The sequence below is a fragment of the Streptomyces sp. NPDC052299 genome (genome assembly GCF_040679335.1).
Taxonomy (GTDB): Bacteria; Actinomycetota; Actinomycetes; order Streptomycetales; family Streptomycetaceae; genus Streptomyces.
The window spans coordinates 193,487-217,252 of sequence record NZ_JBFAUP010000013.1 but is presented as its reverse complement, the minus strand read 5'-3'; the positions used below and the strand labels follow the sequence as shown (position 1 = coordinate 217,252).

24 protein-coding genes are annotated in these 23,766 nt (G+C 73.0%); 13 read left to right on the top strand and 11 right to left on the bottom strand.

Going from position 1 to position 23,766, the window contains the following annotated elements:
- Window positions 1-156: 156 nt before the first annotated feature.
- Window positions 157-1,407 (top strand): family 10 glycosylhydrolase, encoded by a 1,251-nt coding sequence (locus AB0L33_RS23090; RefSeq protein ID WP_365684274.1) that lies wholly within the window; start codon window positions 157-159, stop codon window positions 1,405-1,407.
- A gap of 22 nt (window positions 1,408-1,429) precedes the next feature.
- Here the strand turns inward: AB0L33_RS23090 and AB0L33_RS23085 are convergent, their stop codons facing one another.
- Entirely contained in the window at window positions 1,430-1,645 is a 216-nt protein-coding gene (locus AB0L33_RS23085) for a DUF1918 domain-containing protein (protein ID WP_365684272.1), read from the bottom strand.
- 227 nt (window positions 1,646-1,872) lie between these two features.
- Complete coding sequence (locus tag AB0L33_RS23080) at window positions 1,873-2,829, bottom strand: DMT family transporter (protein WP_365684270.1); 957 nt, start codon at window positions 2,827-2,829, stop codon at window positions 1,873-1,875.
- Between AB0L33_RS23080 and AB0L33_RS23075 the strand changes: the two genes are divergently transcribed.
- Together AB0L33_RS23075 and AB0L33_RS23070 are read left to right on the top strand one after the other, a co-directional pair.
- A complete protein-coding gene (locus AB0L33_RS23075) occupies window positions 2,828-4,309 on the top strand; it encodes a PLP-dependent aminotransferase family protein (RefSeq protein WP_365684268.1) in 1,482 nt (493 codons plus the stop codon). The two genes, AB0L33_RS23080 and AB0L33_RS23075, sit on opposite strands and share 2 nt — an antisense overlap.
- Before the next feature lie 54 nt (window positions 4,310-4,363).
- Window positions 4,364-4,927, top strand: a complete 564-nt coding sequence (locus AB0L33_RS23070) for a histidine phosphatase family protein (protein WP_365684266.1) — start codon at window positions 4,364-4,366, stop codon at window positions 4,925-4,927.
- Between the two features lie 23 nt (window positions 4,928-4,950).
- On the opposite strand, the gene AB0L33_RS23065 is transcribed toward AB0L33_RS23070, so the two are convergent.
- The 4 genes from AB0L33_RS23065 to AB0L33_RS23050 all read right to left on the bottom strand — a co-directional run bounded on the left by AB0L33_RS23065 (window position 4,951) and on the right by AB0L33_RS23050 (window position 7,716).
- Window positions 4,951-5,703, bottom strand: coding sequence for a Clp protease N-terminal domain-containing protein (locus tag AB0L33_RS23065; RefSeq protein ID WP_365684264.1), 753 nt, complete (start codon window positions 5,701-5,703; stop codon window positions 4,951-4,953).
- 129 nt (window positions 5,704-5,832) lie between these two features.
- The gene (locus AB0L33_RS23060; RefSeq protein WP_365684262.1) at window positions 5,833-6,330 is read right to left on the bottom strand and encodes a peptidylprolyl isomerase; all 498 of its coding nucleotides are present in this window, start codon (window positions 6,328-6,330) and stop codon (window positions 5,833-5,835) included.
- Window positions 6,331-6,375: 45 nt separating this feature from the next.
- Window positions 6,376-6,888, bottom strand: a complete 513-nt coding sequence (locus tag AB0L33_RS23055; protein WP_365684261.1) for a DinB family protein — start codon at window positions 6,886-6,888, stop codon at window positions 6,376-6,378.
- 39 nt (window positions 6,889-6,927) lie between these two features.
- Window positions 6,928-7,716, bottom strand: a complete 789-nt coding sequence (locus AB0L33_RS23050) for a LysR family substrate-binding domain-containing protein (RefSeq protein WP_365684259.1) — start codon at window positions 7,714-7,716, stop codon at window positions 6,928-6,930.
- Window positions 7,717-7,774: 58 nt separating this feature from the next.
- Between AB0L33_RS23050 and AB0L33_RS23045 the strand changes: the two genes are divergently transcribed.
- Window positions 7,775-8,179: a DUF5997 family protein gene (locus AB0L33_RS23045; RefSeq protein ID WP_365684257.1), complete on the top strand. Its 405-nt coding sequence runs from the start codon at window positions 7,775-7,777 to the stop codon at window positions 8,177-8,179.
- Between the two features lie 58 nt (window positions 8,180-8,237).
- Here AB0L33_RS23045 and AB0L33_RS23040 read toward each other — a convergent pair whose 3' ends face one another.
- From AB0L33_RS23040 to AB0L33_RS23030, 3 genes are all read right to left on the bottom strand, one after another.
- Entirely contained in the window at window positions 8,238-9,725 is a 1,488-nt protein-coding gene (locus AB0L33_RS23040; RefSeq protein ID WP_365684255.1) for an FG-GAP and VCBS repeat-containing protein, read from the bottom strand.
- 163 nt (window positions 9,726-9,888) lie between these two features.
- Window positions 9,889-10,887, bottom strand: a complete 999-nt coding sequence (gap, locus tag AB0L33_RS23035) for a type I glyceraldehyde-3-phosphate dehydrogenase (protein ID WP_365684253.1) — start codon at window positions 10,885-10,887, stop codon at window positions 9,889-9,891.
- 139 nt (window positions 10,888-11,026) lie between these two features.
- Entirely contained in the window at window positions 11,027-11,998 is a 972-nt protein-coding gene (locus AB0L33_RS23030) for a helix-turn-helix domain-containing protein (RefSeq protein ID WP_365684251.1), read from the bottom strand.
- Between the two features lie 108 nt (window positions 11,999-12,106).
- Between AB0L33_RS23030 and argC the strand changes: the two genes are divergently transcribed.
- From argC to AB0L33_RS23005, 5 genes are read left to right on the top strand one after another with little or no spacing between them, the layout of a single operon-like run.
- Window positions 12,107-13,135 (top strand): N-acetyl-gamma-glutamyl-phosphate reductase, encoded by a 1,029-nt coding sequence (gene argC, locus AB0L33_RS23025; RefSeq protein ID WP_365684249.1) that lies wholly within the window; start codon window positions 12,107-12,109, stop codon window positions 13,133-13,135.
- A complete protein-coding gene (argJ, locus tag AB0L33_RS23020) occupies window positions 13,132-14,286 on the top strand; it encodes a bifunctional glutamate N-acetyltransferase/amino-acid acetyltransferase ArgJ (RefSeq protein ID WP_365684247.1) in 1,155 nt (384 codons plus the stop codon). Before argC ends, argJ begins: the two co-directional genes overlap by 4 nt.
- Window positions 14,283-15,185 carry an acetylglutamate kinase gene (gene argB, locus AB0L33_RS23015; protein ID WP_365684245.1) on the top strand — a complete coding sequence of 301 codons (903 nt, stop codon included), beginning with the start codon at window positions 14,283-14,285 and terminating at the stop codon, window positions 15,183-15,185. The genes argJ and argB overlap by 4 nt, the downstream gene beginning before the upstream one ends.
- Entirely contained in the window at window positions 15,182-16,393 is a 1,212-nt protein-coding gene (locus AB0L33_RS23010; protein ID WP_365684243.1) for an acetylornithine transaminase, read from the top strand. The genes argB and AB0L33_RS23010 overlap by 4 nt, the downstream gene beginning before the upstream one ends.
- Before the next feature lie 10 nt (window positions 16,394-16,403).
- Window positions 16,404-16,940 carry an arginine repressor gene (locus AB0L33_RS23005; protein WP_018103822.1) on the top strand — a complete coding sequence of 179 codons (537 nt, stop codon included), beginning with the start codon at window positions 16,404-16,406 and terminating at the stop codon, window positions 16,938-16,940.
- Here the strand turns inward: AB0L33_RS23005 and AB0L33_RS23000 are convergent.
- Together AB0L33_RS23000 and AB0L33_RS22995 are read right to left on the bottom strand one after the other, a co-directional pair.
- Window positions 16,937-17,644: a L,D-transpeptidase family protein gene (locus tag AB0L33_RS23000; protein WP_365684241.1), complete on the bottom strand. Its 708-nt coding sequence runs from the start codon at window positions 17,642-17,644 to the stop codon at window positions 16,937-16,939. The two genes, AB0L33_RS23005 and AB0L33_RS23000, sit on opposite strands and share 4 nt — an antisense overlap.
- 49 nt (window positions 17,645-17,693) lie before the next feature.
- Window positions 17,694-18,944, bottom strand: a complete 1,251-nt coding sequence (locus AB0L33_RS22995; protein ID WP_365684239.1) for a HEAT repeat domain-containing protein — start codon at window positions 18,942-18,944, stop codon at window positions 17,694-17,696.
- 130 nt (window positions 18,945-19,074) lie between these two features.
- Here AB0L33_RS22995 and argH point away from each other — a divergent pair, with 130 nt between their 5' ends.
- The 4 genes from argH (at window position 19,075) to AB0L33_RS22975 (ending at window position 23,700) form a co-directional block, all read left to right on the top strand.
- Window positions 19,075-20,508 carry an argininosuccinate lyase gene (gene argH / locus AB0L33_RS22990; RefSeq protein ID WP_365684237.1) on the top strand — a complete coding sequence of 478 codons (1,434 nt, stop codon included), beginning with the start codon at window positions 19,075-19,077 and terminating at the stop codon, window positions 20,506-20,508.
- Window positions 20,509-20,572: 64 nt separating this feature from the next.
- On the top strand, window positions 20,573-21,544 hold the full coding sequence (locus tag AB0L33_RS22985; protein WP_365684236.1) for an aldo/keto reductase: 972 nt from the start codon (window positions 20,573-20,575) through the stop codon (window positions 21,542-21,544).
- Between the two features lie 63 nt (window positions 21,545-21,607).
- Entirely contained in the window at window positions 21,608-22,159 is a 552-nt protein-coding gene (locus tag AB0L33_RS22980) for a helix-turn-helix domain-containing protein (protein ID WP_365684234.1), read from the top strand.
- On the top strand, window positions 22,156-23,700 hold the full coding sequence (locus AB0L33_RS22975) for an MFS transporter (RefSeq protein ID WP_365684232.1): 1,545 nt from the start codon (window positions 22,156-22,158) through the stop codon (window positions 23,698-23,700). Before AB0L33_RS22980 ends, AB0L33_RS22975 begins: the two co-directional genes overlap by 4 nt.
- The last annotated feature ends 66 nt before the right edge of the window (window positions 23,701-23,766 follow it).

Here is a 23,766-nt window from a genome sequence, read left to right as displayed (position 1 = left end):
ACGTTACTCCGCGCCTTACCAGGGATAGCAGGCCGGGGCGTGCATGCTCGGCTCTGGACATCCCCTGTGCCCGGAATGCAGGGATACGGCAGGGCTCGACGTGTACGGAGAGAGAGCGGGTGCGACGCGATGCGAGGTATGGACCGGAGAGGGTTCGTGACGGGTGCGGCCGGGGTGGTCGCCGGGGCGGTGGGAGCGGCTGCGGTGGCCGGTGACGCGGTGGCCGGGCCCGGGCGGGCGCGGCCCCTGCCGGGTCCGGCCGCCGGGCGCGACGTGGTGCGGCGGGAGCTGCGCGGCGTATGGGTGGCGTCCGTCGCCAACACGGACTGGCCGTCGAAGCCGGGCCTGTCCGCCGCCGCGCAGCGGGACGAACTGGCCGCCCTCCTCGACCGGGCGGTGGCGCGGAAGCTCAACGCGGTGATCCTCCAGGTCCGGCCGACCGCCGACGCGCTGTGGCCCTCCGCGTACGAGCCGTGGGCCGAGTGCCTGACCGGGACGCAGGGCAAGGATCCCGGCTGGGACCCGCTGGGCACGGCCGTACGGGAGGCGCACGACCGGGGCCTGGAGCTGCACGCGTGGTTCAACCCGTACCGGGTCGCCAACCACACCGACCCGTCCCGCCTCGCCGCCGCGCACCCGGCGCGCCGCAATCCCGGCTGGGTCCTCCCGTACGGCGGCAGGCTCTACTACAACCCGGGCCTGCCCGAAGTCCGCGCCTTCGTCCAGGACGCGATGCTGGACGCGGTCCGCCGCTACGACATCGACGCCGTGCACTGGGACGACTACTTCTACCCGTACCCGGTGACCGGTCAGAGCTTCGCGGACGGCGCCGCCTACGAGAAGTACGGCGCCGGATTTCCCGACCGGGCGGCCTGGCGCCGCGACAACACGGACCGGCTGGTGCGCGAGATGTCCGAGCGCGTCAAGGCGCTGAAGCCGGACATCCGCTTCGGCATCAGCCCCTTCGGCGTCTGGCGCAACGCGGACACCGACCCGGCGGGCTCCCGGACGAGGGCGGGGGTGCAGACCTACGACGACCTGTACGCGGACACCCGCGGCTGGATCAGGAAGGGCTGGCTGGACTACGTCGTCCCGCAGCTGTACTGGCACATCGGCAACGCCGCCGCCGACTACGCCGAGCTGGTGGCGTGGTGGTCGGACACGGTACGCGGGACGGGCGTCGACCTGTTCATCGGCGAGGCGCTGTACAAGTGCGGCGACCCGGCCCAGCCCGCCGCCTGGCAGGACCCGGCGGAGCTGTCCCGCCACATCGACCTCGCCGCCCGGTACGACCAGGTCCGCGGCCACGTGTACTTCTCGGCGAAGAGCGTGGCGGCGGACAGGATCGGCGCGATGGACCGGGTGGTCGCCGACCACTACCGGGCCCGCACGAGGCCGCCGCGCTGACCCGGGCGCGGACCGCGCCGTTCTACGTGATGTCCGCGTCCCGGCCCGACGCGCAGCCCGTGTGCTGCACGACGGTGTCGGGGCCCGGTGCGAGCAGATGCTCGTGTCCGTCGTCGAAGCGGACGCGGTACGGGGGAGTGCCCCGCTCTCCGAGCACTTCCACGATCTCCGCGACGCGGTCCTGCTGCCCCACGGTCCTGCCGTGCGTCAGCAGCCGGTCGCCCTTGTGTGCCTCCATCGGGAGTGACCTCCTCGCGGGTGGCGTTCCGTGCCGTACTGCTGACCAGTCTAGGTCCTGTCGTCACATTCCCGTCTGCTGGGCGACGCCATGCACGCACTCTCGCCGCACCGGCCCCGGACCCCGGTACGTCCAGTACAGGGGTCTGGGGCCGGCACAGCGAGAGCACGCACCTGACGCCGCCCAGCCCGCCCTCCGGGCGGACGACGGGAATGTGACGACAGGACCTAGGACCGGGTGCGCGTCGCGCGCTGGGTGAGCGCGATGCAGACCAGGACCGCGACGGCCGCCACCGGGGCCGCCGCCGCGACCTCCTCGCCGAGCAGGAAGAAGGACCAGAACAGCGTCAGCAGCGGCTGCGCGAGCTGGAGCTGGCTGGCCCGCGCGATCCCGATCTCCGCCATGCCCCGGTACCAGACGTAGAGCCCGAGGAACGTGGAGCCGGCCGCCACCCAGACCAGCCCGACGACGCCGTGGACCCCGAGCCGCACCGGCTCGTACGCCAGCGCGACGGCGGCGCCCGCGAGGCTGAGCGGCAGAGTGAGGACCAGCGCCCAGCCGGTCACCTGCCAGCCCGGCATCACCTTCGCCAGCCGGCCGCCCTCCGTGTACCCGGCCGCGCACACCAGCAGCGCGCCGAACAGGAAGAGGTCCCCGGCCGACAGCGCCCCGCCGCTCTGCGCCGCGGTGAAGGCGATCACCACGGCCGCCCCGGCCACCGCCGCCGCCCAGAAGGCCCGGGGCGGGCGCGTCCCGGTACGCAGCGAGGAGAAGACCGCCGTGGTCAGCGGGAGCAGGCCCACGACCACCGCGGCGTGCGAGGTGGTGGACGTCCGCAGCGCCAGCGTCGTCAGCAGCGGGAAACCGACCACCACCCCGCCGGCCACGACGGCGAGCCCCGCCCAGTGCTCCCGGGCCGGTGTCCGGACCCGGGCCGCGAGCAGGAAGCCGCCGGACAGCACCGCCGCGAGCACGCTGCGCAGCGCGACGAGGGACCAGGGGCCGAAGCTCTCCAGACCCCAGACGGTGGACGGGAAGGTCAGCGAGAACGTCACCACGCCCAGCAGCGCGAGCAGGGTGCCGCGAGGGGCCGGGGCGGAAGCCGGGACGGGCGGGCGCGGGCGGCCGTCGGAGGCGGCGACCGCTATCGTCTGGGGCGTAGTAGCGCTACTCTCTGCTCTCATGCATGAGCGTAGCAGTGTGGCGGAACTGGTCGCAGCCTTGCGGTCCGAGCTCGACCGCTACTCCCCGGGTGAGAAGCTGCCGTCCAGCCGGTCCCTGGTCGAGCGCTTCCGGGCGAGCCCCGTGACCGTGTCGCGGGCCGTCGCGCGGCTCGCCGCCGAAGGGCTCGTCGTGACCCGCCCCGGTTCCGGCGCCTACCGGGCCGAGCCCGCCGCCCGTCCGGCGCCCCCGGCCGGTGACACCTCCTGGCAGGAGGTCTCGCTCAGCGGCGACGGCTCCCCGGAGGCCGTCCCCCGCAGCGTCGACGCGTCCGGCCTCCTGGTCAGCCTGGTCCCCCCGCCCACCGGGGTCATCGAGCTCAACGGCGGCTATCTGCACGCCTCGCTCCAGCCCGAACGGGCCCTGGCCGCCGCCCTGGCCCGGGCCGGCCGCCGTCCGGGCGCGTGGAGCCGTCCGCCGGTCGACGGGCTGACCGAGCTGCGCGCCTGGTTCGCCCGCGACATCGGGCCCTCGCTCGGCGCGGCCGACGTGCTGATCACCGCGGGCGGACAGAGCGCCCTGGCCACCGCGCTGCGGGCTCTCGCCCCGCCCGGCGCACCGGTGCTGGTCGAGTCGCCGACGTACCCCGGCATGCTGGCGGCCGCCCGCGCGGGCGGGCTGCGGCCGGTGCCGGTCCCGGTGGACTCGGAGGGCGTCCGGCCCGACCTGCTCGCCGCCGCCTTCCGGGCGACCGGAGCCCGCGTCTTCGTCTGCCAGCCCCTGTTCCAGAACCCGACGGGCACGGTGCTCTCCCCGGCCCGGCGCCCCGAGGTCGTCCGGATCGCCCGGGAGGCGGGGGCCTTCGTCATCGAGGACGACTTCGCCCGCCTCCTGGCGCACGACGACGCGGGCCCGCTGCCGGGGCCGCTCGCCGCCGACGACCCGGACGGCGTCGTCGTGCACACCCGCTCGCTCACCAAGGCGGCCTCGCCCAGCCTGCGGGTGGGTGCGCTGGCCGCCCGGGGCCCGGCGATGGAGCGGCTGCGGTCCATCCAGATCGTGGACAGCTTCTTCGTGCCCCGACCGCTCCAGGAGGCCGCGCTCGAACTCGTCGGCTCGCCCGCCTGGGCCCGCCACCTGCGCGCGGTCGCCGCGGAGCTCGGCGCCCGCCGCACGGTGATGACGGCGGCGCTGCGGACGGCCCTGCCGGGCCTCGGCCTCCCGCACATCCCGTCCGGCGGCGGCTACCTCTGGCTGACCCTGCCCGGCTCCGAGGCGGGCGCGGACGAGTCCGCGATGGTCCAGGCCGCCCTGCGCGCGGGCGTGGCCGTCGCTCCGGGGCGCCCGTACTTCTCCGCCGAACCCCCGGCCCCGCACATCCGCCTGAGCTTCGCCTCGGTCGCCGGGCCGCCGGAGATCACGGAGGGCGTGCGCCGGCTGCGTACGGCCTGGGAAGGCACCCCGGCCGCCCGCGGACCCGTTTCCGGGCCTACTCGGCCGTAGGTCTGCGCGAACGACCCCTTGACCCGCGTCGCGATCAGCCCCACGATCGCGGCCATGAGTGTTCGGGTCACGCTCCTCGCCGCGGCGCGCGGCTCCGCCCTGCTCGGCGAGCGCTTCGATGACGACCGGCCGCTCGACGAGGCCGGGTGGCACGCGGTGCGCTCCGCGGCCCCGGCCCTGGCGCCCCTGGGCTCCGCCGAGCTGCGCTACTGCTCGCCGACCCCGCGCAGCCGCGCGACCGGCGAGGCGCTGGGCTTCCACCCGCTGGTGCAGCCCGCCCTGCGCGACTGCGACATGGGGCGCTGGCGGGGCCGTACGCTCGCCGAGGTCACCGCCAGGGAACCGGCGGCCGTGGACGCCTGGCTGGCGGACCCGCGCTCAGCGCCGCACGGCGGAGAGCCGCTGCTCGCGTTCATCTCGCGGATAGGCGGCTGGCTGGACACCCGCCCCGCCTGCGAGGGAGCGATCGTCGCCGTCGCCGAACCCGCCGTGGTCCGGGCGGCCCTCGTCTACGCGCTGAAGGCCCCGCCGGCCACGTACTGGAACGTCGACGCCGGCCCGCTCTCCACCGTCACGCTCACCGGCCGCTCACGCCGCTGGAGCCTGCGCCTGGAGTAGGCGGCCACGGGCGGCCGGATCGCTCACGCCCGGCCGGGCTCCTGCTTGCCCGCCGAGAGGATCGCCAGCGCCTCGGCGATGTCCCGCTCGGCGGTCGCCTTGTCGATGCCGAGGCCGCTGAGCACGCCGGAGCCGTCCTCGTGCTCCAGCAGCGCGAGGAGGATGTGCTCGGTGCCGATGTAGTTGTGTCCCATCCGCAGGGCCTCGCGGAAGGTGAGCTCCAGCGCCTTGCGCGCGTCACCGTTGTACGGGATCAGCTCGGGGAGCTCGCCCTCGGTGGCCGCGGGCAGCGCCTCGGTGGCCGCCTGCCGGACGGTGTCCAGGACCACGCCCTGGGCCTTGATGAACGCGGCCGCGAGCGCTTCGGGCTCGCTGAGCAGGCCGAGGACGAGGTGTTCGGTGCCGATCTCGGCGTTGCCCGCGGCGCGGGCCTCGTTCTGGGCCGCCATCACCACGTTCTTGGCGCGCTGCGTGAAGCGGCCGAAGCCCTGGTTCGGGTCGAGGGCGGCGCCCTCGCCGGGGTCCTTGGCGACGAAGCGCTTCTGGGCGGCCTGCCGGGTCACGCCCATGCTCTTGCCGATGTCGGTCCAGGAGGCGCCGGAGCGGCGCGCCTGGTCCACGAAGTGGCCGATCAGGTGGTCGGCGACGTCGCCGAGGTGGTCGGCGGCGATGACGGCGTCCTGAAGCTGGTCCAGGGCATCGGAGTGCACCTTCTTGATGGCCGCGATCAGGTCGTCGAGGCGGACGGGCTGCGAGGGAACTACGGGATTCGTCATGTGTCAACCTTAAGTTGACAGTCCGCGAGTGTCAACTGATGGTTGACATGGAACGTGTTTCCGAATGCAGAAACGCGCCGCCCGGCACGAAATGCCGGGCGGCGCGTTCGGTGCGCCGGGGGACCGGGATCAGAGGATGCCGGAGTCCGCGATGGTGATCTTCGCCTGGGTGCGGCCGCTCTGCGAGCCGAGGCCCTCGATGCGCTTGACCAGGACCATGCTGTCCTCGTCGGCGACCTCACCGAAGACGACGTGCTTGCCATCCAGCCAGGACGTCACGATCGTGGTGATGAAGAACTGCGAACCGTTCGAGTTCGGGCCCGCGTTGGCCATCGAGAGCAGGCCCGGCTTGGTGTGCTTCAGCTCGAAGTTCTCGTCGGCGAACTTGTTGCCGTAGATGCTCTTGCCGCCGGTGCCGTCGCCGCGCGTGAAGTCGCCGCCCTGGAGCATGAACTGCGGGATGACCCGGTGGAAGGAGGAGCCCTTGTAACCGAAGCCGTTCTGGCCGGTCGCCAGCTGGCGGAAGTTCTCGGCGGTCTTGGGAACGATGTCGTCGAACAGATTGAAGACGATCCGCCCGGCGGGCTCGTCGTTGATGGTGATGTCGAAGAAAACCTGGCTCGTCATACGACCATCCTGACATCCGCCCGAATGACCGCGACGCCCGGGCCGTCAGACACCGGTGCTCCCGTCGATCCGCTCCCGGAGCAGATCGGCGTGACCGCTGTGGCGGGCGTACTCGCCGATCATGTGGTGGTAGATCCAGCGGAGCCTCACCTCACCGCCCATGAAGGGGGCGGAGTCCTCCAGGGAGCGCTCGGCGCAGACCGCGCGGGACGCGGCGACCTCCTCCCGCCAGACCGCGAGGGCATCGGCGAAGGCGGCGTCCGCGGGCAGCTCGAACCCTCCGCTCCGGTCCCCGGGACCGGCCGGCGGGCCGTACAGCGGTGGCACGTCCTCGCCGGTCAGAATCCGCCGGAACCAGTTCCGCTCGACCTCCGCGAGGTGCTGGACGAGCCCCATCGGCGTCAGCGACGAGGGCGGTACGGAGGCGCTGCGGGCCTGCTCGTCGGTGAGGTCCTCGCACTTCTGGGCCACGGTGGCCCGGTAGAAGTCGAGCCAGCTCTCCAGGCCGGTGCGCTCGTCGGCGTCGAGGGGCGGCATAGGGCGTTCGGTGTGCGTCATGCTCCCCGATGCTGCCAGGCGGGTCCGACAACGGAGGGGTTACGGCCTTCGGCGGGGCTTCCCGCGCTTGGCGGCGGCGCCGCGAGCGCCCTTGGAGCCGGAGCCCCCCGCGCCGCCCCGGGACCCCTTGCCGGCCGCCGTACCGGAAGCCCGCTTCGGCTTCGACTTGTCCTTCGCCCTGTCCTTCGCCTTCGGCTGGGCGGCGGCCGCCGCGCCCGCCCGGCCGCGCGAGCTGTTCACCGTACGACCGCGGACGATGCCGATGAAGTCCTCCACCTGGTCGGTGGTCTTCTCCTGCGGCCAGGACAGCGCGACGCGGGACTCCGGGGCGTCCGTCAGCGGCCGGTACGTCAGGTCCTTGCGGTGGTGCAGCCGGGCCAGCGACTGGGGCACCACGAGGACGCCGATGCCCGCCGCGACCAGCTCGATCGCGTCGCCCGTGCTCGCCGGCCGCTCCAGCGCCGGGCGCCCGGGCAGCTGCTCCCAGGGCAGGGCGTCGTCCATCGGGTGGAGCACGATCTCGTCGGCCAGCTCCGCGACGGACAGCTCGTCCACCGCCGCGATCAGGTGGTCCTTCGGGACCACGACGACCGTGGTCTCCGTGTACAGCGGGATCGCGCTGAGATCCGTGCCGTCCACCGGCAGCCGGAGGAACGCCGCGTCGGCGTCACCGGCCCGCAGCAGCTCCTGGGCGCCGTGCGCGGGGACCTGGACGAGGACCAGGGGGATGTCCGGCAGGCGCTCGTTCCAGATCCGCACCCATTTGGCGGGGGTCACTCCGGGGACGTACGCCAGCCGGAACGAGGGGGTTGCTTCGGGGCCTGTCACCCCGCCAGGTTACCGGCCGTGGTCGAAGGCGCCGCACGCGCTGGATACCCTTGACCTCATGAAGTCCCACCAGACCGCCCAGACGATGAAGCCCGCGACCGCGGCGAAGAAGCTGGGCGTGTACCTCGACGCCACCCCCGCCGAATTCCAGGAGGGTGTCGTCTCGCGCGCCGAGCTGGCGGCCCTCCAGGCCGATCCGCCCCAGTGGCTGCGCGACCTGCGGAACAACGGCCCGCACCCCCGCCCGGTCGTCGCGTCCAAGCTGGGCGTCTCCATCTCGGGCCTGGCCCGCGGCGGGGTCACCGAAGCGCTGACCACCGAGCAGATCGACGCCCTGAAGCAGGACAACCCCGAGTGGCTGCAGAAGGAGCGCGCCACCCAGGCGGACGTCCGCAAGGAGAACATCCGCATCAAGGAGCGGAACGCCGAGCGCGAGGCGAAGGCACGCGACGAGCGCGCCTGACGCCCGAGCACGTACGAGGGGCCCCTTCCGCGACGGCGGAAGGGGCCCCTCGCGTTGCTCAGTAGCTGTAGAGCCCCGGTCCGTTGTCACCGGAGACGTTCAAGCCGAACCGCGCCTTCTTGGCGAGGACGCCCAGGTCGACCGGGTTGAAGGCGAGGGCGCCGGTCGTCGTCAGCCCCGTGGAGGTGCCGCGCAGCGACCACACCGCACCGCCGTCCGCGATCGCCTCCAGGTCCTCGTCGGGGGCGCCGGCCGTCAGCTCCGCCTTGCCGTCCCCGGTGACGTCCAGCAGCCGCACCGCACCGCCGAAGTGGTCACCCGCCTCCGCCACCCCGGGCATGCCCGTCGTGTCCTGGTGGAAGGACTTGGCGCCGGTGCCGGTCAGCCCGCCGGGCCCGCCCTTGAGCAGCACCACCGCGCCCGCGCCCGCCTTGGACTCCAGCGCCTCGAAGGGCACGCCCACCGCGAGGTCGTCGTACCCGTCGCCGTTGACGTCGCCCGCGCCGAGCCGGGCACCGAACTGGTCGCCCTTCTCGCTGACACCCGGCACACCCGCGGTGTCCTGGGTGATCACCTTGGTCCGGGTGGTGATCACACCGGACGCCGCACCGTAGTAGATCTTGACGGTGCCCGGGTCCGTGGGGAAGTCCTCGTAGATGCCGTTCGGCACCACGCGGACGGCCAGGTCGTCCTTGCCGTCGTGGTCGAAGTCGCCGACCGTCGGGGACGAGCCGGAGGGCAGATCCGTGGAGGTCGTCGACAGGCCCTGGGGGGTGCCCAGCCAGAGGCTCCCGCCCTCGCTGTGCTCCTCGTAGGCGTAGAAGGTGCACAGGTCGTCGATGCCGTCGCCGTTGAAGTCGCCCACGGCGGGGTTGTCCATGGCGTTGTCCGAGGTGAACATCGTGATGCGCTGCTCGCGGGCGAACTCGCCCGCCCGGCTGAACGGCCCGTACAGCACGCTTCGCTGTTCGAGGCTCCCGTCGCCCCAGCCGTGCGCCATCATCAGGTCCGCGTTGCCGTCGCCGTTGAAGTCGCCGGCGATGAGGTTGTTGCCCATGTCGCCGGACTCGGGGCCCGGGATGCGCACAGCACCCTGGCCCGTGATGCCGCCGGTGCGGCCCCACAGAACGATGACGGAACCCCAGTTGCTCATCTCCGGCACGGACTCGTTGGTGTACAGCGCGAGGTCCGTCAGGCCGTCGTGGTCCAGGTCGGCGGGGACCATCCGGAAGCCGAAGCTGTGGCCCTCCCCGGGATCACCCGGCACGCCCGGCGTGCTCTGGTCGATGGTCGTGGTGCGCGCGGTGCTCAGGCCCTGGGCGGAGCCGTAGGCCACGGTGATGTATCCGGCGTAGGGCTGTCCGGCGACCGCGGCGTTGGAGGCGGCGACGACGACGTCCTGATAGCCGTCCCCGTTGAAGTCCTCGCGGACGGTGGTCGTGGCCGCCTTCTCCTCGGCCGTTCCCCCGGGCGCTGCGACGGCCACACCGCCGGTCAGTGCCGTGGCGGCACACACGGCCACGGTCAGCATGGTGCGAATGCCCACAGAATTCTCCTTGCTCGCGTACGTGGAGCCAATGGCGTACGAGGTGTGAGGGCTCGCATAGGAGACACGTACGAAGCGGAGAAGGTTGCACGGCGAACGGAAGGTGAACTCGGCCCGTGGGCAAGGCAGTCGGGGGCGGCCGGTGACCGCCCCCGGACGGGCCCTAGCGGCCGGCCAGCAGGGTGAGCGTGTCGATCACCCGGTTGGAGAAGCCCCACTCGTTGTCGTACCAGGCGGACACCTTGATGTGGCGTCCGTCGACCCGGGTGAGCTCCGAGTCGAAGATGGAGGACGCCGGGTTGCCGGTGATGTCGGCCGAGACCAGCGGGTCGTCGGAGTATTCGAGCACGCCCGCCAGCGGGCCCTCGGCCGCCGTGCGGTACGCCTCCAGCACCTGATCGCGCGTCACGTCCCGGGCCACGGTGGTGTTGAGCTCCACGATGGAGCCGACCGGGACCGGCACCCGGATGGAGTCGCCCGACAGCTTGCCGTCGAGCCGGGGGAGCACGAGCCCGATGGCCTTCGCGGCACCGGTCGTGGTCGGCACGATGTTGACGCCGGCGGCGCGGGCGCGGCGGGCGTCGCGGTGCGGGCCGTCCTGGAGGTTCTGCTCCTGGGTGTAGGCGTGCACGGTCGTCATGAAGCCGTGCTCGATGCCGGCGAGATCGTCCAGGACCTTGGCCAGCGGCGCGAGCGCGTTGGTGGTGCAGGAGGCGTTCGACACGATCGTGTGCAGCTCGGGGTCGTACGCGTCGCTGTTGACGCCGTACGCGAGCGTCACGTCCGCCCCGTCCGAGGGCGCGGCGACCAGCACCCGCTTCGCTCCGGCGTCGAGGTGGGCGCGGGCGGCCTTCGCCGAGGTGAAGCGGCCGGTGGCCTCCACGGCGATGTCGACGCCCAGCTCCGCCCAGGGCAGCCGCGCGGGCTCCTGCTCGGCGAGCACCTTGATGCGGCGGCCGTCCACGACGAGGGTGTCCCCCTCCACGGTGACGGGGCGGCCCAGCCGGCCCGCGGTGGTGTCGAACGCCAGCAGCCGGGCGAGGGTGGCGGGCTCCGAGAGGTCGTTGACGGCGACCAGGTCGAGGTCGCTGTCGCGTTCGAGCAGCGCGCGCAGCACGTTGCGTCCGATGCGGCCGAATCCGTTGATGGCGATGCGAGTCACGTGAGATGTCCCTTCTCTCTTCGCCCTCCACGATCGCGCTCGCCGCGCGCCCCGGACAGCGGCGTGATCGCCACGGTCCGTAAGGATCTCGCCAGCCGCACCGTGCGGCGGTATGTCCTGTACGCCCCGTGCGGCTCTCCTACTCGCCCCGGGCGAAGGTGCGCCGGTACTCGCTCGGCGTGGTGCCCAGGATGCGCTGGAAGTGCAGCCGCAGATTCGCGCCGGTCCCGAGCCCCACATCGGCGGCGATCTGCTCGACGGCCCGCTCCGAGCGTTCGAGGAGTTCGCGGGCCATGTCGATGCGGGCGCGCATCACCCATTGCATCGGGGTGTACCCGGTGTCCTCGGCGAACCGCCGCGAGAACGTGCGGGGCGACACCGCCGCGTGCCGGGCCAGCGCGTCGAGCGTGAGGGGTTCGCCGAGCCGGTGCAGCGCCCACTCACGGGTGGCCGCGAACCGCTCGCCCAGCGGCTCGGGCACGCTGCGCGGCACGTACTGCGCCTGCCCGCCGCTGCGGTACGGAGCCGCGACGAGCCGGCGCGCCGCGTGGTTGGACGCGGCGATGCCCAGGTCGCCGCGCAGGACGTGCAGGCACAGGTCGATCCCGGACGCGGCGCCCGCCGAGGTGAGGACGCTGCCCTCGTCCACGAACAGTACGTTCTCGTCCACCCGGACGCGCGGGTACTTCGCGGCGAGCGCCCGCGTGTAGTGCCAGTGCGTGGTGGCCCGGCGGCCGTCGAGCAGCCCGGTCGCGGCGAGCGCGAAAGCGCCGGTCGAGATGGCGGCGAGCCGCGCCCCCCGCTCGTGGGCGGCGACCAGCGCCTCGATCACGGCCCGGGGCGGATCCTCCCGGTCCGGCTGCCGGTATCCCGGTACGAAGACGATGTCCGCCCAGGTCAGCGCGGAGAGCCCGTGCGTGACGTGGTAGGCGAGCCCGTCACCTCCGGTCACCAGCCCCGGGGCCGCCCCGCACACCCGTACCTCGTACGGCATGCTCGCCCGGGTCGTGAACACCTGGGCCGGGATGCCCACGTCGAGCGGCTTCGCCCCGTCGAGCACGAGGACGGCGACGCGGTGCAGACGGGGCGCGGGGGAGGGCGGGGCGGGCATGGGCGCGAGCGTACGTGCCCGTGCCGCCCGCTGCGGTGAGCCACCCGTGAGTCTTTGCATAAAAGTGCATCGCTGCGTATAGTCATGCCATCGATGAGGAGGCTTTCCATGGCGGTACGCGCAGCAGTGGCAGGAGCGAGCGGTTACGCGGGCGGAGAACTGCTCCGTCTGCTGCTCGCCCACCCCGAGGTGGAGATCGGCGCACTCACCGCCAATTCCAACGCGGGCCAGCCCCTCGGCGCGCTCCAACCGCACCTGCGCCCCCTGGCCGGCCGCATCCTCCAGCCCACCACCGCCGACGTGCTCGCCGGGCACGACGTCGTCTTCCTGGCCCTGCCGCACGGCCAGTCCGCGGCCGTGGCCGAACAGCTCGGCGACGACGTCCTGGTCGTGGACATGGGCGCCGACTTCCGCCTCCGGGACTCCGGCGACTGGGAGAAATTCTACGGATCGCCGCACGCCGGGACCTGGCCCTACGGCCTGCCCGAGCTGCCCGGGGGCCGGGCCGCCCTCGCCGGCACCAAGCGGATCGCGGTGCCGGGGTGCTATCCGACCGCCGTGTCCCTCGCGCTCTACCCGGCGTACGCGGCACAGCTCGCCGAGCCCGAGGCCGTGATCGTCGCGGCTTCAGGGACCTCCGGCGCGGGCAAGGCGGCCAAGCCGCACCTGCTGGGCTCCGAGGTGATGGGCAACATGTCGCCGTACGGCGTCGGCGGCGTCCACCGCCACACGCCGGAGATGATCCAGAACCTCAGCGCCGCCGCCGGTGAGCCGGTCACCGTCTCGTTCACGCCGACCCTCGCGCCCATGCCCCGCGGCATCCTCGCCACGTGCAGCGCCAAGGCGAAGCCCGGGGCGAGCGCCGAGAGCGTACGCGCCGCCTACGAGAAGGCGTACGCGGACGAGCCGTTCGTGGACCTGCTGCCCGAGGGGCAGTGGCCCGCCACCGCCGCCGTGTACGGCTCCAACGCCGTGCAGATCCAGGTCGCGTACGACGAGGCGGCCGGGCGGATCATCGTGATCAGCGCCATCGACAACCTCGCCAAGGGCACCGCGGGCGGGGCCCTGCAGTCCATGAACATCGCCCTCGGCCTGGCCGAGGACACAGGTCTTTCCACGATCGGAGTCGCACCGTGAGCGTCACGGCAGCACAAGGATTCTCGGCGGCGGGCATCGCCGCCGGAATCAAGGAGAACGGCAACCCGGATCTGGCCCTCGTGGTCAACAACGGTCCGCGCCGCGCCGCCGCGGGCGTCTTCACCTCCAACCGCGTCAAGGCCGCCCCCGTCCTCTGGTCGGAGCAGGTCCTCAAGGGCGGCGAGGTCTCCGCGGTCGTCCTCAACTCCGGCGGCGCCAACGCCTGTACGGGCCCGCAGGGCTTCCAGGACACCCACGCCACCGCCGAGAAGGCCGCCGAGGTCCTGCAGGGCCACAGCGCGGGCGAGATCGCCGTCGCCTCCACCGGGCTCATCGGCATCCTGCTCCCCATGGACAAGCTGCTCCCCGGCATCGAGAAGGCCGCGGCCGCCCTCAGCGAGCACGGCGGCGAGAAGGCCGCCATCGCCATCAAGACCACCGACACCGTGCACAAGACCGCCGTCGCGGGCGGCGAGGGCTGGACCGTCGGCGGCATGGCCAAGGGCGCCGGCATGCTCGCCCCGGGCCTGGCCACCATGCTCGTCGTGCTCACCACCGACGCCGACGTGGACGCCGCCGGACTCGACGCCGCCCTGCGCGACGCCACCCGCACCACCTTCGACCGGGTCGACTCCGACGGCTGCATGTCCACCAACGACACCGTGCTGCTGCTGGCCTCCGGCGCCAGCGGGATCGCCCCGGAGCAGAAGGAGTTCGCCGAAGCCGTACGGGCCGTCTGCGACGACCTGGCCCGGCAGCTGATCGGGGACGCCGAGGGCGCCTCCAAGGACATCCGGATCGAGGTCGTCAACGCCGCGACCGAGGACGACGCCGTCGAGGTGGGCCGCTCCATCGCCCGCAACAACCTCCTCAAGTGCGCCATCCACGGCGAGGACCCCAACTGGGGCCGGGTGCTCTCCGCCATCGGCACCACGAAGGCCGCCTTCGAGCCGGACGCGCTCAACGTCGCCATCAACGACGTCTGGGTCTGCCGCAACGGCTCGGTCGGCGAGGACCGCGACCTGGTGGACATGCGCTTCCGGGAGGTCCGGATCACCGCCGACCTCGCCGCGGGCGCCGAGTCCGCCGTCATCTGGGCCAACGACCTCACCGCGGACTACGTCCACGAGAACAGCGCGTACAGCTCATGACGACGGCGCGGAAGCACACCGCACTCCCGAAGGCGCAGATCCTGATCGAGGCACTGCCCTGGCTGACCCGGCACAACGGCAGGACCGTCGTCATCAAGTTCGGCGGCAACGCCATGATCGACGAGGAGCTGAAGGCGGCCTTCGCCCAGGACGTCGTCTTCCTGCGCCACGCCGGACTCAAGCCCGTCGTCGTGCACGGCGGCGGCCCCCAGATCAGCGCCCAGCTCGACAAGCAGGGCCTGGTCAGCGAGTTCAAGGCGGGCCTGCGCGTCACCACGCCCGAGGCGATGGACGTCGTACGCATGGTGCTCGCGGGCCAGGTCCAGCGCGAGCTGGTCGGCCTGCTCAACCAGCACGGGCCGCTCGCCGTCGGCATGACCGGCGAGGACGCCCACACCATCACCGCCATACAGCACCGGCCGACCATCGACGGCGAACCGGTCGACATCGGCCGGGTCGGCGAGATCACCGCCATCGACACCGGCGCCATCCAGGCCCTGCTGGACGACGGCCGCATCCCGGTCATCTCCTCCATCGCCCGGTCCGCCGACGACAACCACGTCTACAACGTCAACGCCGACACCGCGGCCGCCGCACTCGCCGCCGCGCTGAACGCCGAGACGCTGATGGTCCTGACCGACGTCGAGGGCCTGTACGAGGACTGGCCCCACAGCGACGACGTGATCAGCCGGCTCACCGCCACCGAGCTGGAGAAGCTGCTGCCCGACCTGTCCAGCGGCATGGTGCCCAAGATGCAGGGCTGCCTGCACGCCGTACGGAACGGGGTGGAGACCGCCCGCGTCATCGACGGCCGGGTGCAGCACTCGATCCTGCTGGAGATCTTCACCGACGAGGGAATCGGCACGATGGTCGTGCCCGACGCACAGGGGGAGTCATGAGCAACGCCGAGCTTTCGCAGCGCTGGCAGCACGCACTGATGGACAACTACGGCACCCCGAAGCTGTCCCTCGTGCGCGGCGAGGGCGCGCGGGTGTGGGACGCGGACGGAACCGAATACCTCGACTTTGTCGGCGGCATCGCGGTCAACGCCCTGGGCCACGCCCACCCGGCCGTCGTGGAGGCGGTCACCGCCCAGATCTCGACCCTCGGGCACGTGTCCAACCTGTTCATCGCCGAGCCGCCCGTCGCGCTCGCCGAACGGCTCCTCTCGCTCTTCGGCCGCACCGGCAGGGTCTACTTCTGCAACTCGGGCGCCGAGGCCAACGAGGCCGCCTTCAAGATCGGCCGGCTGACCGGACGCACCCACATGGTCGCCACCGACGGCGGCTTCCACGGCCGGACCATGGGCGCCCTCGCGCTCACCGGCCAGCCCAAGAAGCGCGAGGCGTTCACCCCGCTCCCCGGCGACGTCACCCATGTGCCGTACGGGGACGTGGAGGCGCTGCGATCCGCCGTCACCACGGACACCGCGCTGGTGATCATCGAGCCCATGCAGGGCGAGAACGGCGTCGTCGTCCCGCCCAGGGGCTATCTGGAGGCGGCCAGGGAGATCACCCGGGCCACCGGCACCCTGCTCGTCCTGGACGAGGTCCAGACCGGCATCGGCCGGTGCGGCACGTGGTTCGAGCACCAGGCCCACCAGGGCGTCGAGCCCGACGTCGTCACCCTCGCCAAGGGCCTCGGCGGCGGACTCCCGATCGGCGCCACGGTCGCCTTCGGCGCGGCGGCCGACCTGCTCGCCCCCGGCCACCACGGCACGACGTTCGGCGGCAACCCGGTCGCCTGCGCCGCCGGCCTCGCGGTCCTGGACACCCTCGCCGCCGACGGAGCCCTCGACCAGGTGAAGCGGCTGGGCGAGCGCATCCGGGAGGGCGTGGAAGGGCTGGGGCACCCCCTGGTATCCCACGTCCGCGGCTCCGGGCTGCTGCTGGGTATCGTGCTCACCGAGCCCCTCGCGCCCCAGGCGCAACAGGCGGCTCAGGGTGCCGGCCTCCTGGTGAACGCGCCCGCGCCCGACGTCCTGCGGCTGATGCCGCCGCTGACCATCGGTGACGCGGAGGTGGACGCGTTCCTCCGGGCGCTGCCGGGTGCCCTCGACGCGGCATACGGGGACGGACGATCCGGAGAGAAGCGCTCCGGAGAATGAGGCGACGACGATGACCGAGGCGCAGGAATCCGAGTTCGGCGGGCCTTCGGTGCCGCAGACCCGCACGGCGCGCCACCGCCGGATCGTGGACATCCTCAACCGGCAGCCGGTGCGCTCGCAGAGCCAGCTGGCCAAGCTCCTCAGCGACGACGGGCTGAGCGTCACTCAGGCGACGCTCTCCCGGGACCTGGACGAGCTGGGCGCGGTGAAGATCCGCAACACCGGCGGCGAGCTGATCTACGCGGTGCCGAGCGAGGGCGGTTTCCGCACCCCGCAGGCGCCGCTGGGCGGCTCCGCCAAGGAGGAGCGGATGCGCCGGCTCTCCGCCGAGCTGCTGATCTCGGCGGAGGCCTCGGCCAACCTGGTGGTGCTGCGTACGCCGCCGGGCGCCGCGCAGTTCCTCGCCTCGGCCATCGACCAGGCCGAACTGCACGACATCCTCGGCACCATCGCGGGCGACGACACGCTCATGCTGATCAGCCGCGATCCGGCCGGCGGGCAGGCGCTCGCCGACCATCTGCTGCGGCTGGCGCAGAACGAGCGTTAGTAGTTGGTGATCGCGGTGGCGCCGGCGACGGTGCCGATCGCGATGTGCGGGCTGCGGGCCGGGTCGGCCCAGGCGAGGATGCGGTCCATCGCGTCCGCCGGTACGGAGACGCAACCGGCGGTCGCGCCGGACCCGTTGACGTGCAGGAAGATCCCGGCGCCGCGGCCGCGCACCGGCTGGTCGTAGTTGAAGCCGATGACGAGCGCCCGGGCGTACTGCGTGGGGTACGCGGTGATCTGCTCGGACTCCGAGGCCCGGCAGTCCGAGGGGAGCGGCTCGACCCAGCGGTTGTAGTCGCGGGCCTCGTTGTCCTCGCACCACCAGGACTTGGTGGTGGCCTGCCGGTACGAGTAGCGCGTCCCGGCGGGAGCGGCCTTGACCCCGAACGCGTACGGCAGGTCGTACAGACCGGTCGGCGTCGTGTACGTGCTCTGCTGACGGGTGCTGCCCTCGGTGAGCCCCTTGGAGCCGAACCGGGCGGCGGCGGTCCCGGCGGCGACCCACTTCCCGTCCCGCAGGTCCCACCAGGTGAGGGTGCCGGAGGTGGACGAGGTGGAGTCCGCCATGGCGGTGATCAGCTGCGTGCCGCCGCCCGTGTCGGCCAGCCGGGTCGGCAGCGGGGCGGTGGCCAGCGGGGGCCGGCCGGCCCCGACCACGGTGCCGAGGGCGAGCAGGACGGCGGCGGTTGTCACAAGTCTTCGCATGCCACGGACTTTAGGCCGCTCACCGTCCGGCCGCCCCCGAAACGTCCCGTCAGCCGACGCGGGGCCGCCCCGCCGCCCACAGCAGCCGCCGCGCCGCCACCCGCACCGCCCGGCGCGACCCCGGGGCGTCGCGCTCGCGCAGCCACGCCACCGGGAACTCGTCCGCGTGCGGGAGCAGGGCCCCCGTGGCCGCCCGGACGACGGCGGGTGACGGGTCGTCCAGCAACGGCGTCAGCCCCTCCCGCGTCACCGCGTCCAGCGCCCGCAGCCCGGTCACCGCCTGGGCGCGCACGGCCGGGTCCGGGTGGCGGACCAGGGCCCACAGCGTGTCCGCGTCCGCGTCCGCCTTCCGGTCGCCGCACTCGCCGAGCCCGGCGGCGGCACCCGGCAGGACGGATCCGCCGGTGCACAGCGCCCGGTACAGCGGCAGCGGATCGGTCCCGCCCTGGCGCACCACGTACCGGGCGCAGGCCCGCACCACACCCGAACGGTCGGCCAGGTACGCCCGCGCCTCCTCGTACCGCCCGGCGCGCCGCAGCGCGGTCACTCCGGCGGCCCGGACGCGGGGCGGGCGGGCCGACAGCAGGACGCCGAGGACACCGTCGTCGTGGCCCTGCTCCCGCACCGCGGCGATCGCCGCCTCCGCGCACAGGTCCTGGAGGACGACGTCCCCCGAGCAGGCGGCGATGCGGGCCAGCCGGAGCGGGGGCATCAGTCCGCGCTCGGCGGCGACGCGATGGCCGAGCCGGAGCGTCGCCCGGTCGGTGCTCACCAGCAGCGGGGCCAGGGCCTCGGCGGGGCCCTCGCGCAGGACCCGGCCCAGCAGCTCCACGGCGTACCCGCCCCGCTCGCGGCGGCCGAGGAGCAGGATCAGCTCCGCCTGCGGGACGAGGGCGGCGCCCTCCACCGACGCGAGCAGGGCCCGGGCCCGCTCGCGTACCGGAGCCGCCCAGTCCGCGCACCGCACGACGAGGAGGGGCAGCAGGTCCGGGTAGCGGGACACCCGGTCGAGCGCCGCCTCCCGGACCCGGCCGTCCGGGTGGCACAGGGCGATGGCGGTCGCCGGTTCCGTTTCCGCCGCGCGCGCCCGGGCCCGCCGGAAGGTGGGCAGCGGTGTGTTCCAGTCCCAGCGCAGCGACCGCCCGTCCGGCGGCGCGTACACGGGGAGGTCGTCGGGCGGCAGCCACCGCACCGCCAGGTCGAGCGCCACCCAGCACTCCGCCGAGTCGCGCACGCCGATCGCTTCGCGCAGCGGCGCGCCGCCGGCGAGCTGCCGCACCGCCGTCCAGGCGTCGTCCATGATCCCCCCAGGTGTCCGGAGGCCGACCGTACCGGCGGCCGGGCCGCCCCGGCACCCGCTTTTGACAAAGCATGCAGACCTCTGCATAGTTATGCCTATCAGTGATCGTGGCACTTCCGAGGAGCACGTAGTGAGCAACGGCAACGGCAACGGCGACGTACGGCTCTGGGGCGCCCGCTTCGCCGACGGACCGGCCGAGGCGCTGGCCCGGCTGTCCGCGTCCGTCCACTTCGACTGGCGCCTCGCGCCGTACGACATCGCCGGCTCCCGTGCCCACGCCCGCGTCCTCAACAAGGCCGGTCTGCTCACCGAGGACGAGCTGAACCGGATGATCGCCGGGCTCGACCAGCTCGAAGCGGACGTGGCCGACGGCTCCTTCACCGGCACCATCGCCGACGAGGACGTCCACACCGCTCTGGAGCGCGGCCTGCTGGAGCGGTTGGGTCCCGACCTCGGCGGCAAGCTCCGCGCCGGCCGGTCCCGCAACGACCAGATCGCCACCCTCTTCCGGATGTACCTGCGCGACCACGCCCGGATCATCGGCGGCCTGGTCGCCGACCTCCAGGACGCCCTGGTCGGCCTCGCCGAGGCGCACCCGGACGTCGCCATGCCCGGCCGTACGCACCTCCAGCACGCCCAGCCGGTGCTCTTCGCCCACCACGTCCTGGCCCATGCGCAGTCCCTGTCCCGGGACGCCGAGCGGCTGCGGCAGTGGGACGAGCGGACCGCCGTCTCGCCGTACGGCTCCGGCGCGCTCGCCGGGTCCTCGCTGGGACTCGACCCGGAGGCGGTCGCGGCCGACCTCGGCTTCGAGCGGGGCTCGGTGGGCAACTCGATCGACGGCACGGCCTCCCGGGACTTCGTCGCCGAGTTCGCGTTCGTCACCGCGATGATCGGCGTCAACCTCTCCCGGATCGCCGAGGAGATCATCATCTGGAACACGAAGGAGTTCTCCTTCGTCACCCTGCACGACGCCTTCTCGACCGGCTCCTCGATCATGCCGCAGAAGAAGAACCCGGACATCGCCGAGCTCGCCCGGGGCAAGTCGGGGCGGCTCATCGGCAACCTCACGGGCCTGATGGCCACGCTGAAGGCGCTGCCGCTCGCGTACAACCGCGACCTCCAGGAGGACAAGGAGCCGGTCTTCGACTCCTGCGACCAGCTGGAGGTCCTGCTCCCCGCCTTCACCGGCATGATGGCGACGCTCACCGTGAACCGGGAGCGCATGGAGGAGCTGGCCCCGGCCGGCTTCTCGCTCGCCACCGACATCGCGGAGTGGCTGGTCAAGAAGGGCGTGCCGTTCCGTGTCGCCCACGAGGTGGCCGGCGAGTGCGTCAAGGAGTGCGAGCACCACGGCATCGAGCTGGACGAGCTGACGGACGAGCAGTTCGCGAAGATCTCCGAGCACCTGACCCCGGAGGTCCGCAGCGTCCTCAACGTGGCCGGAGCGCTCGCCTCCCGCAGCGGGCGCGGCGGCACCGCCCCCTCGGCTGTCGCCACCCAGCTGGCCGAGGTCAAGGCCGACCTCGCCGTGCAGCACGCCTGGGCGGACGCGCACAGGTAGTCGAAAGCGCATCGCGGGCTACGTTGAGGGTAGGCGCGTCCTGCCCGACGACGAGGAGCCCGCGATGCCGTTCGCCCGACTGTCCGAAGCGACCACCCCCACCGCCCACATCGGGCTCGGCCTGGCTGCCGTCGGCCGGCCCGGCTACATCAACCTCCACCGCGACCGCGACCTGCCCCAGGACCGCTCGCCCGACGCCCTGCGCGACCGTACGCACGAACTCCTCGACGCCGCCTACGCGCAGGGCGTCCGCTACTTCGACGCCGCCCGCTCCTACGGGCGCGCAGAGGAGTTCCTGGCCGGCTGGCTGGCCGCGCACCCGGAGGCGGAAGACGTCGTCGTCGGCAGCAAATGGGGCTACACCTACACCGCCGACTGGGGTCTCGACGCGGACGTGCACGAGGTCAAGGACCACGGCCTCGCCGCGTTCGAACGCCAGCGGGCCGAGACCGCCGCCCTGCTCGGCGACCGGCTCGACCTCTACCAGATCCACTCGGTGACCCCGGACAGCCCGGCGCTCGCCGACAAGGAACTGCACGCCCGCCTCGCCGAACTGGCCTCCCAGGGCGTCAGCGTCGGCATCTCCACCAGCGGCCCCGCCCAGGCCGAGGCGATCCTCGCCGCCCTCGCGGTCACGGTCGACGGCGCCCCCCTCTTCCGTACGGTCCAGGCCACCTACAACGCCCTGGAGACCTCTGCGGCGCCCGCCCTCGTCGAGGCGCACGCCGCCGGGCTCACCGTCATCGTCAAGGAGGGCATGGCCAACGGCCGGCTCGCCGGGGACCAGGCACCCGCCGTCGTGCGCGAGATCGCGGACGAGGAAGGGGTCGGGAGCGACGCCGTCGCCCTGGCCCTGGTGCTCCACCAGCCGTGGGCCGGGGTCGTGCTCTCCGGCGCGGCCACCGTCGCCCAGCTCTCCGGCAACCTGCACGCGGCCGTCCCGGTCCTCGACGAGGAACGGCGGGCCAGGCTCGAGGCCCTGGTCGAGGAGCCGGAGGCGTACTGGCGGCACCGCGCCACGCTGCCCTGGAGCTGACCGGGAACAGGCACGGGTAACCCGAATGAGACGTTGATGTCTCATTCGGGTTAGTGTTGTCCCATGACTCTTGATCGTGAGCAGGTGCTGCGCAGTGCCGCCGCCCTGCTGACCCGTAGACCCACCGCCACCATGGACGAGGTCGCCAAGGCGGCCGGGATCGGACGGGCCACCCTGCACCGGCACTTCGCCGGGCGCGACGCCCTGGTCAGGGCACTGGAGCAGCTGGGCATCCAGGAGTTCGAGGCCGCGCTCGACACCGCCGCGATGGACGAGGGCACGAGCGAGGAGGCGCTGCGCCGGTTCGTGCGTGCCGTCGAGCCGAGCGCCGGACTGCTCTCGTTCCTCGTGACGGAGAACCAGCTCTGGGAGGACGGCGACCAGAACGCCGGCTGGGACCGGCTGGACGCCCGCGTCGCCGCCTTCTTCCGGCGCGGCCAGGAGCGGGGCGAATTTCGCATCGACCTGACCCCGGCCTGGCTGACCGAGGCGCTGTACGGGCTCATCGGCAGCGGTGCGTGGGCCGTTCAGGCGGGCCGGGTGGCCGCGCGGGACTTTCCGTACATGATCGCCGAGTTGCTGCTCGGCGGCGCACGCCGGAGCGTGGAGCAATGAGCAGCGTGGAAGAGCACCCGGAGCCCCCCGTCGATCCGTACCGCCCCGGGCGGTGGATCGCGCTGGCCGTCCTCGTCCTCGCCGTGCTGCTGGTGGCAGTCGACGCGACCGTGCTCGGCCTGGCGACCCCCTTCCTCAGCGAGGACCTGGAGCCGACCGGCACCCAGCTGCTCTGGATCGGCGACGTCTACTCCTTCGTCATCGCCGGGCTCCTGGTCTCCATGGGCAGCCTCGGCGACCGCATCGGCCGCAAGAAGCTGCTGCTGTGCGGTGCCACCGCCTTCGGCGCGGTCTCGGTCCTCAACGCCTACGCGCACACGCCCGAGATGATGATCGTGGCGCGGGCCCTGCTCGGTGTCGCCGGCGCCACCCTGATGCCGTCCACCCTCGCCCTGATCCGCAACCTCTTCCACGACCCCCGCGAGCGCAGCCTCGCCATCGGCATCTGGGGCGCGATGGCCTCGGCCGGTGCCGCCGTCGGGCCCGTCGTCGGGGGATTCCTCCTCGAACACTTCTGGTGGGGCTCGGTCTTCCTGATCAACCTGCCCGTCATGGCGGTGCTCGTGGTGGTCGGCATCAAGATGATCCCCGAGTCGAAGAACCCGGCACCCGGGCCGTGGGACCTGCCGAGCGTGGGCCTCTCGCTGGTCGGCATGATCGGGGTCGTCTACGCCATCAAGGAGATGGCCGCGCACGGCACGAGCTGGCCCCCCGCCGTGGTGGGCGTCGTCGGACTGCTGGCGCTGATCTGGTTCGTACGCCGTCAGTTCCGGCTCCCCGCCCCGCTCCTTGACATGCGGCTCTTCCACCACCGGGGCTTCTCCGGCGCGGTCCTCGCCGACCTGCTGACCATCCTCGGCCTGTCCGGGATCGTCTTCTTCCTCTCCCAGTTCCTCCAGCTGGTCCAGGGTCGCGGACCGCTGGAGGCCGGGCTCGCCGAACTGCCCGCCGCCGTCGGCGCCGTCACCGCGGGCTTGCTGGCGGGCACGGTCGCCCGGCGGCTCACCGTACGGGTGGTGGTGTCCGGCGGGCTCGGCGCGATCGGCCTGGCGCTGGCCGCGGTCGCCGCCGTCCATCGGGACACGGCCTACCCGCTCATCGGCGCGCTGCTCCTGATCGTCGGCGTGGGCGCGGGCTTCGCCTTCACCGTGACGTCCGACGTCATCCTCTCTAGCGTCCCCAAGGAGCACGCGGGCGCCGCCTCCGCGGTCTCCGAGACGGCGTACGAGCTGGGCGCGGCGCTCGGCATCGCACTGCTCGGCTCCATCGTGACCGGCGCCTACAAGAGCTTCCAGGCCCCGCCCGGCACCCCGCCCGCCGTCTCGGACGCCGCGCACGAATCGCTGGGCGGCGCCGTGGAGTCCTCGCACCTGCTGCCGCCGCACGAGGCCCACGAACTGGTCTCCTCGGCCCAGGACGCGTTCGTGGACGGGCTGCACCTCGCCTCGGTCGTCGGCGCCGTCGTCCTGGTGGCGACGGCGGCCGTCGCCTGGTTCCTGCTGCGCGGTCAGGAACTGGAGGAGGGCATCGTGCACGAGTAGGACGCGTACGAGAGGGCCCGCTCCCCCCGGACCGGGGGAAGCGGGCCCTCTCGTACGTTCCGCCGG

Bases quoted from the DNA above. Each gene is read 5' to 3' on its own strand.
- AB0L33_RS23060 (WP_365684262.1), bottom strand. From the start codon at position 6,330: ATGACGAGCCAGGTTTTCTTCGACATCACCATCAACGACGAGCCCGCC.
- argC (WP_365684249.1), top strand. From the start codon at position 12,107: ATGGCGGTACGCGCAGCAGTGGCAGGAGCGAGCGGTTACGCGGGCGGA.
- AB0L33_RS22980 (WP_365684234.1), top strand. From the start codon at position 21,608: ATGACTCTTGATCGTGAGCAGGTGCTGCGCAGTGCCGCCGCCCTGCTG.
- AB0L33_RS23000 (WP_365684241.1), bottom strand. From the start codon at position 17,644: ATGCGAAGACTTGTGACAACCGCCGCCGTCCTGCTCGCCCTCGGCACC.
- AB0L33_RS22975 (WP_365684232.1), top strand. From the start codon at position 22,156: ATGAGCAGCGTGGAAGAGCACCCGGAGCCCCCCGTCGATCCGTACCGC.
- AB0L33_RS23085 (WP_365684272.1), bottom strand. From the start codon at position 1,645: ATGGAGGCACACAAGGGCGACCGGCTGCTGACGCACGGCAGGACCGTG.
- AB0L33_RS22995 (WP_365684239.1), bottom strand. From the start codon at position 18,944: ATGGACGACGCCTGGACGGCGGTGCGGCAGCTCGCCGGCGGCGCGCCG.
- AB0L33_RS23005 (WP_018103822.1), top strand. From the start codon at position 16,404: ATGACCGAGGCGCAGGAATCCGAGTTCGGCGGGCCTTCGGTGCCGCAG.
- argB (WP_365684245.1), top strand. From the start codon at position 14,283: ATGACGACGGCGCGGAAGCACACCGCACTCCCGAAGGCGCAGATCCTG.
- AB0L33_RS23075 (WP_365684268.1), top strand. From the start codon at position 2,828: ATGCATGAGCGTAGCAGTGTGGCGGAACTGGTCGCAGCCTTGCGGTCC.
- AB0L33_RS23030 (WP_365684251.1), bottom strand. From the start codon at position 11,998: ATGCCCGCCCCGCCCTCCCCCGCGCCCCGTCTGCACCGCGTCGCCGTC.
- AB0L33_RS23045 (WP_365684257.1), top strand. From the start codon at position 7,775: ATGAAGTCCCACCAGACCGCCCAGACGATGAAGCCCGCGACCGCGGCG.
- AB0L33_RS22985 (WP_365684236.1), top strand. From the start codon at position 20,573: ATGCCGTTCGCCCGACTGTCCGAAGCGACCACCCCCACCGCCCACATC.
- AB0L33_RS23065 (WP_365684264.1), bottom strand. From the start codon at position 5,703: ATGACGAATCCCGTAGTTCCCTCGCAGCCCGTCCGCCTCGACGACCTG.
- AB0L33_RS23010 (WP_365684243.1), top strand. From the start codon at position 15,182: ATGAGCAACGCCGAGCTTTCGCAGCGCTGGCAGCACGCACTGATGGAC.
- AB0L33_RS23070 (WP_365684266.1), top strand. From the start codon at position 4,364: ATGAGTGTTCGGGTCACGCTCCTCGCCGCGGCGCGCGGCTCCGCCCTG.
- AB0L33_RS23055 (WP_365684261.1), bottom strand. From the start codon at position 6,888: ATGACGCACACCGAACGCCCTATGCCGCCCCTCGACGCCGACGAGCGC.
- AB0L33_RS23080 (WP_365684270.1), bottom strand. From the start codon at position 2,829: ATGAGAGCAGAGAGTAGCGCTACTACGCCCCAGACGATAGCGGTCGCC.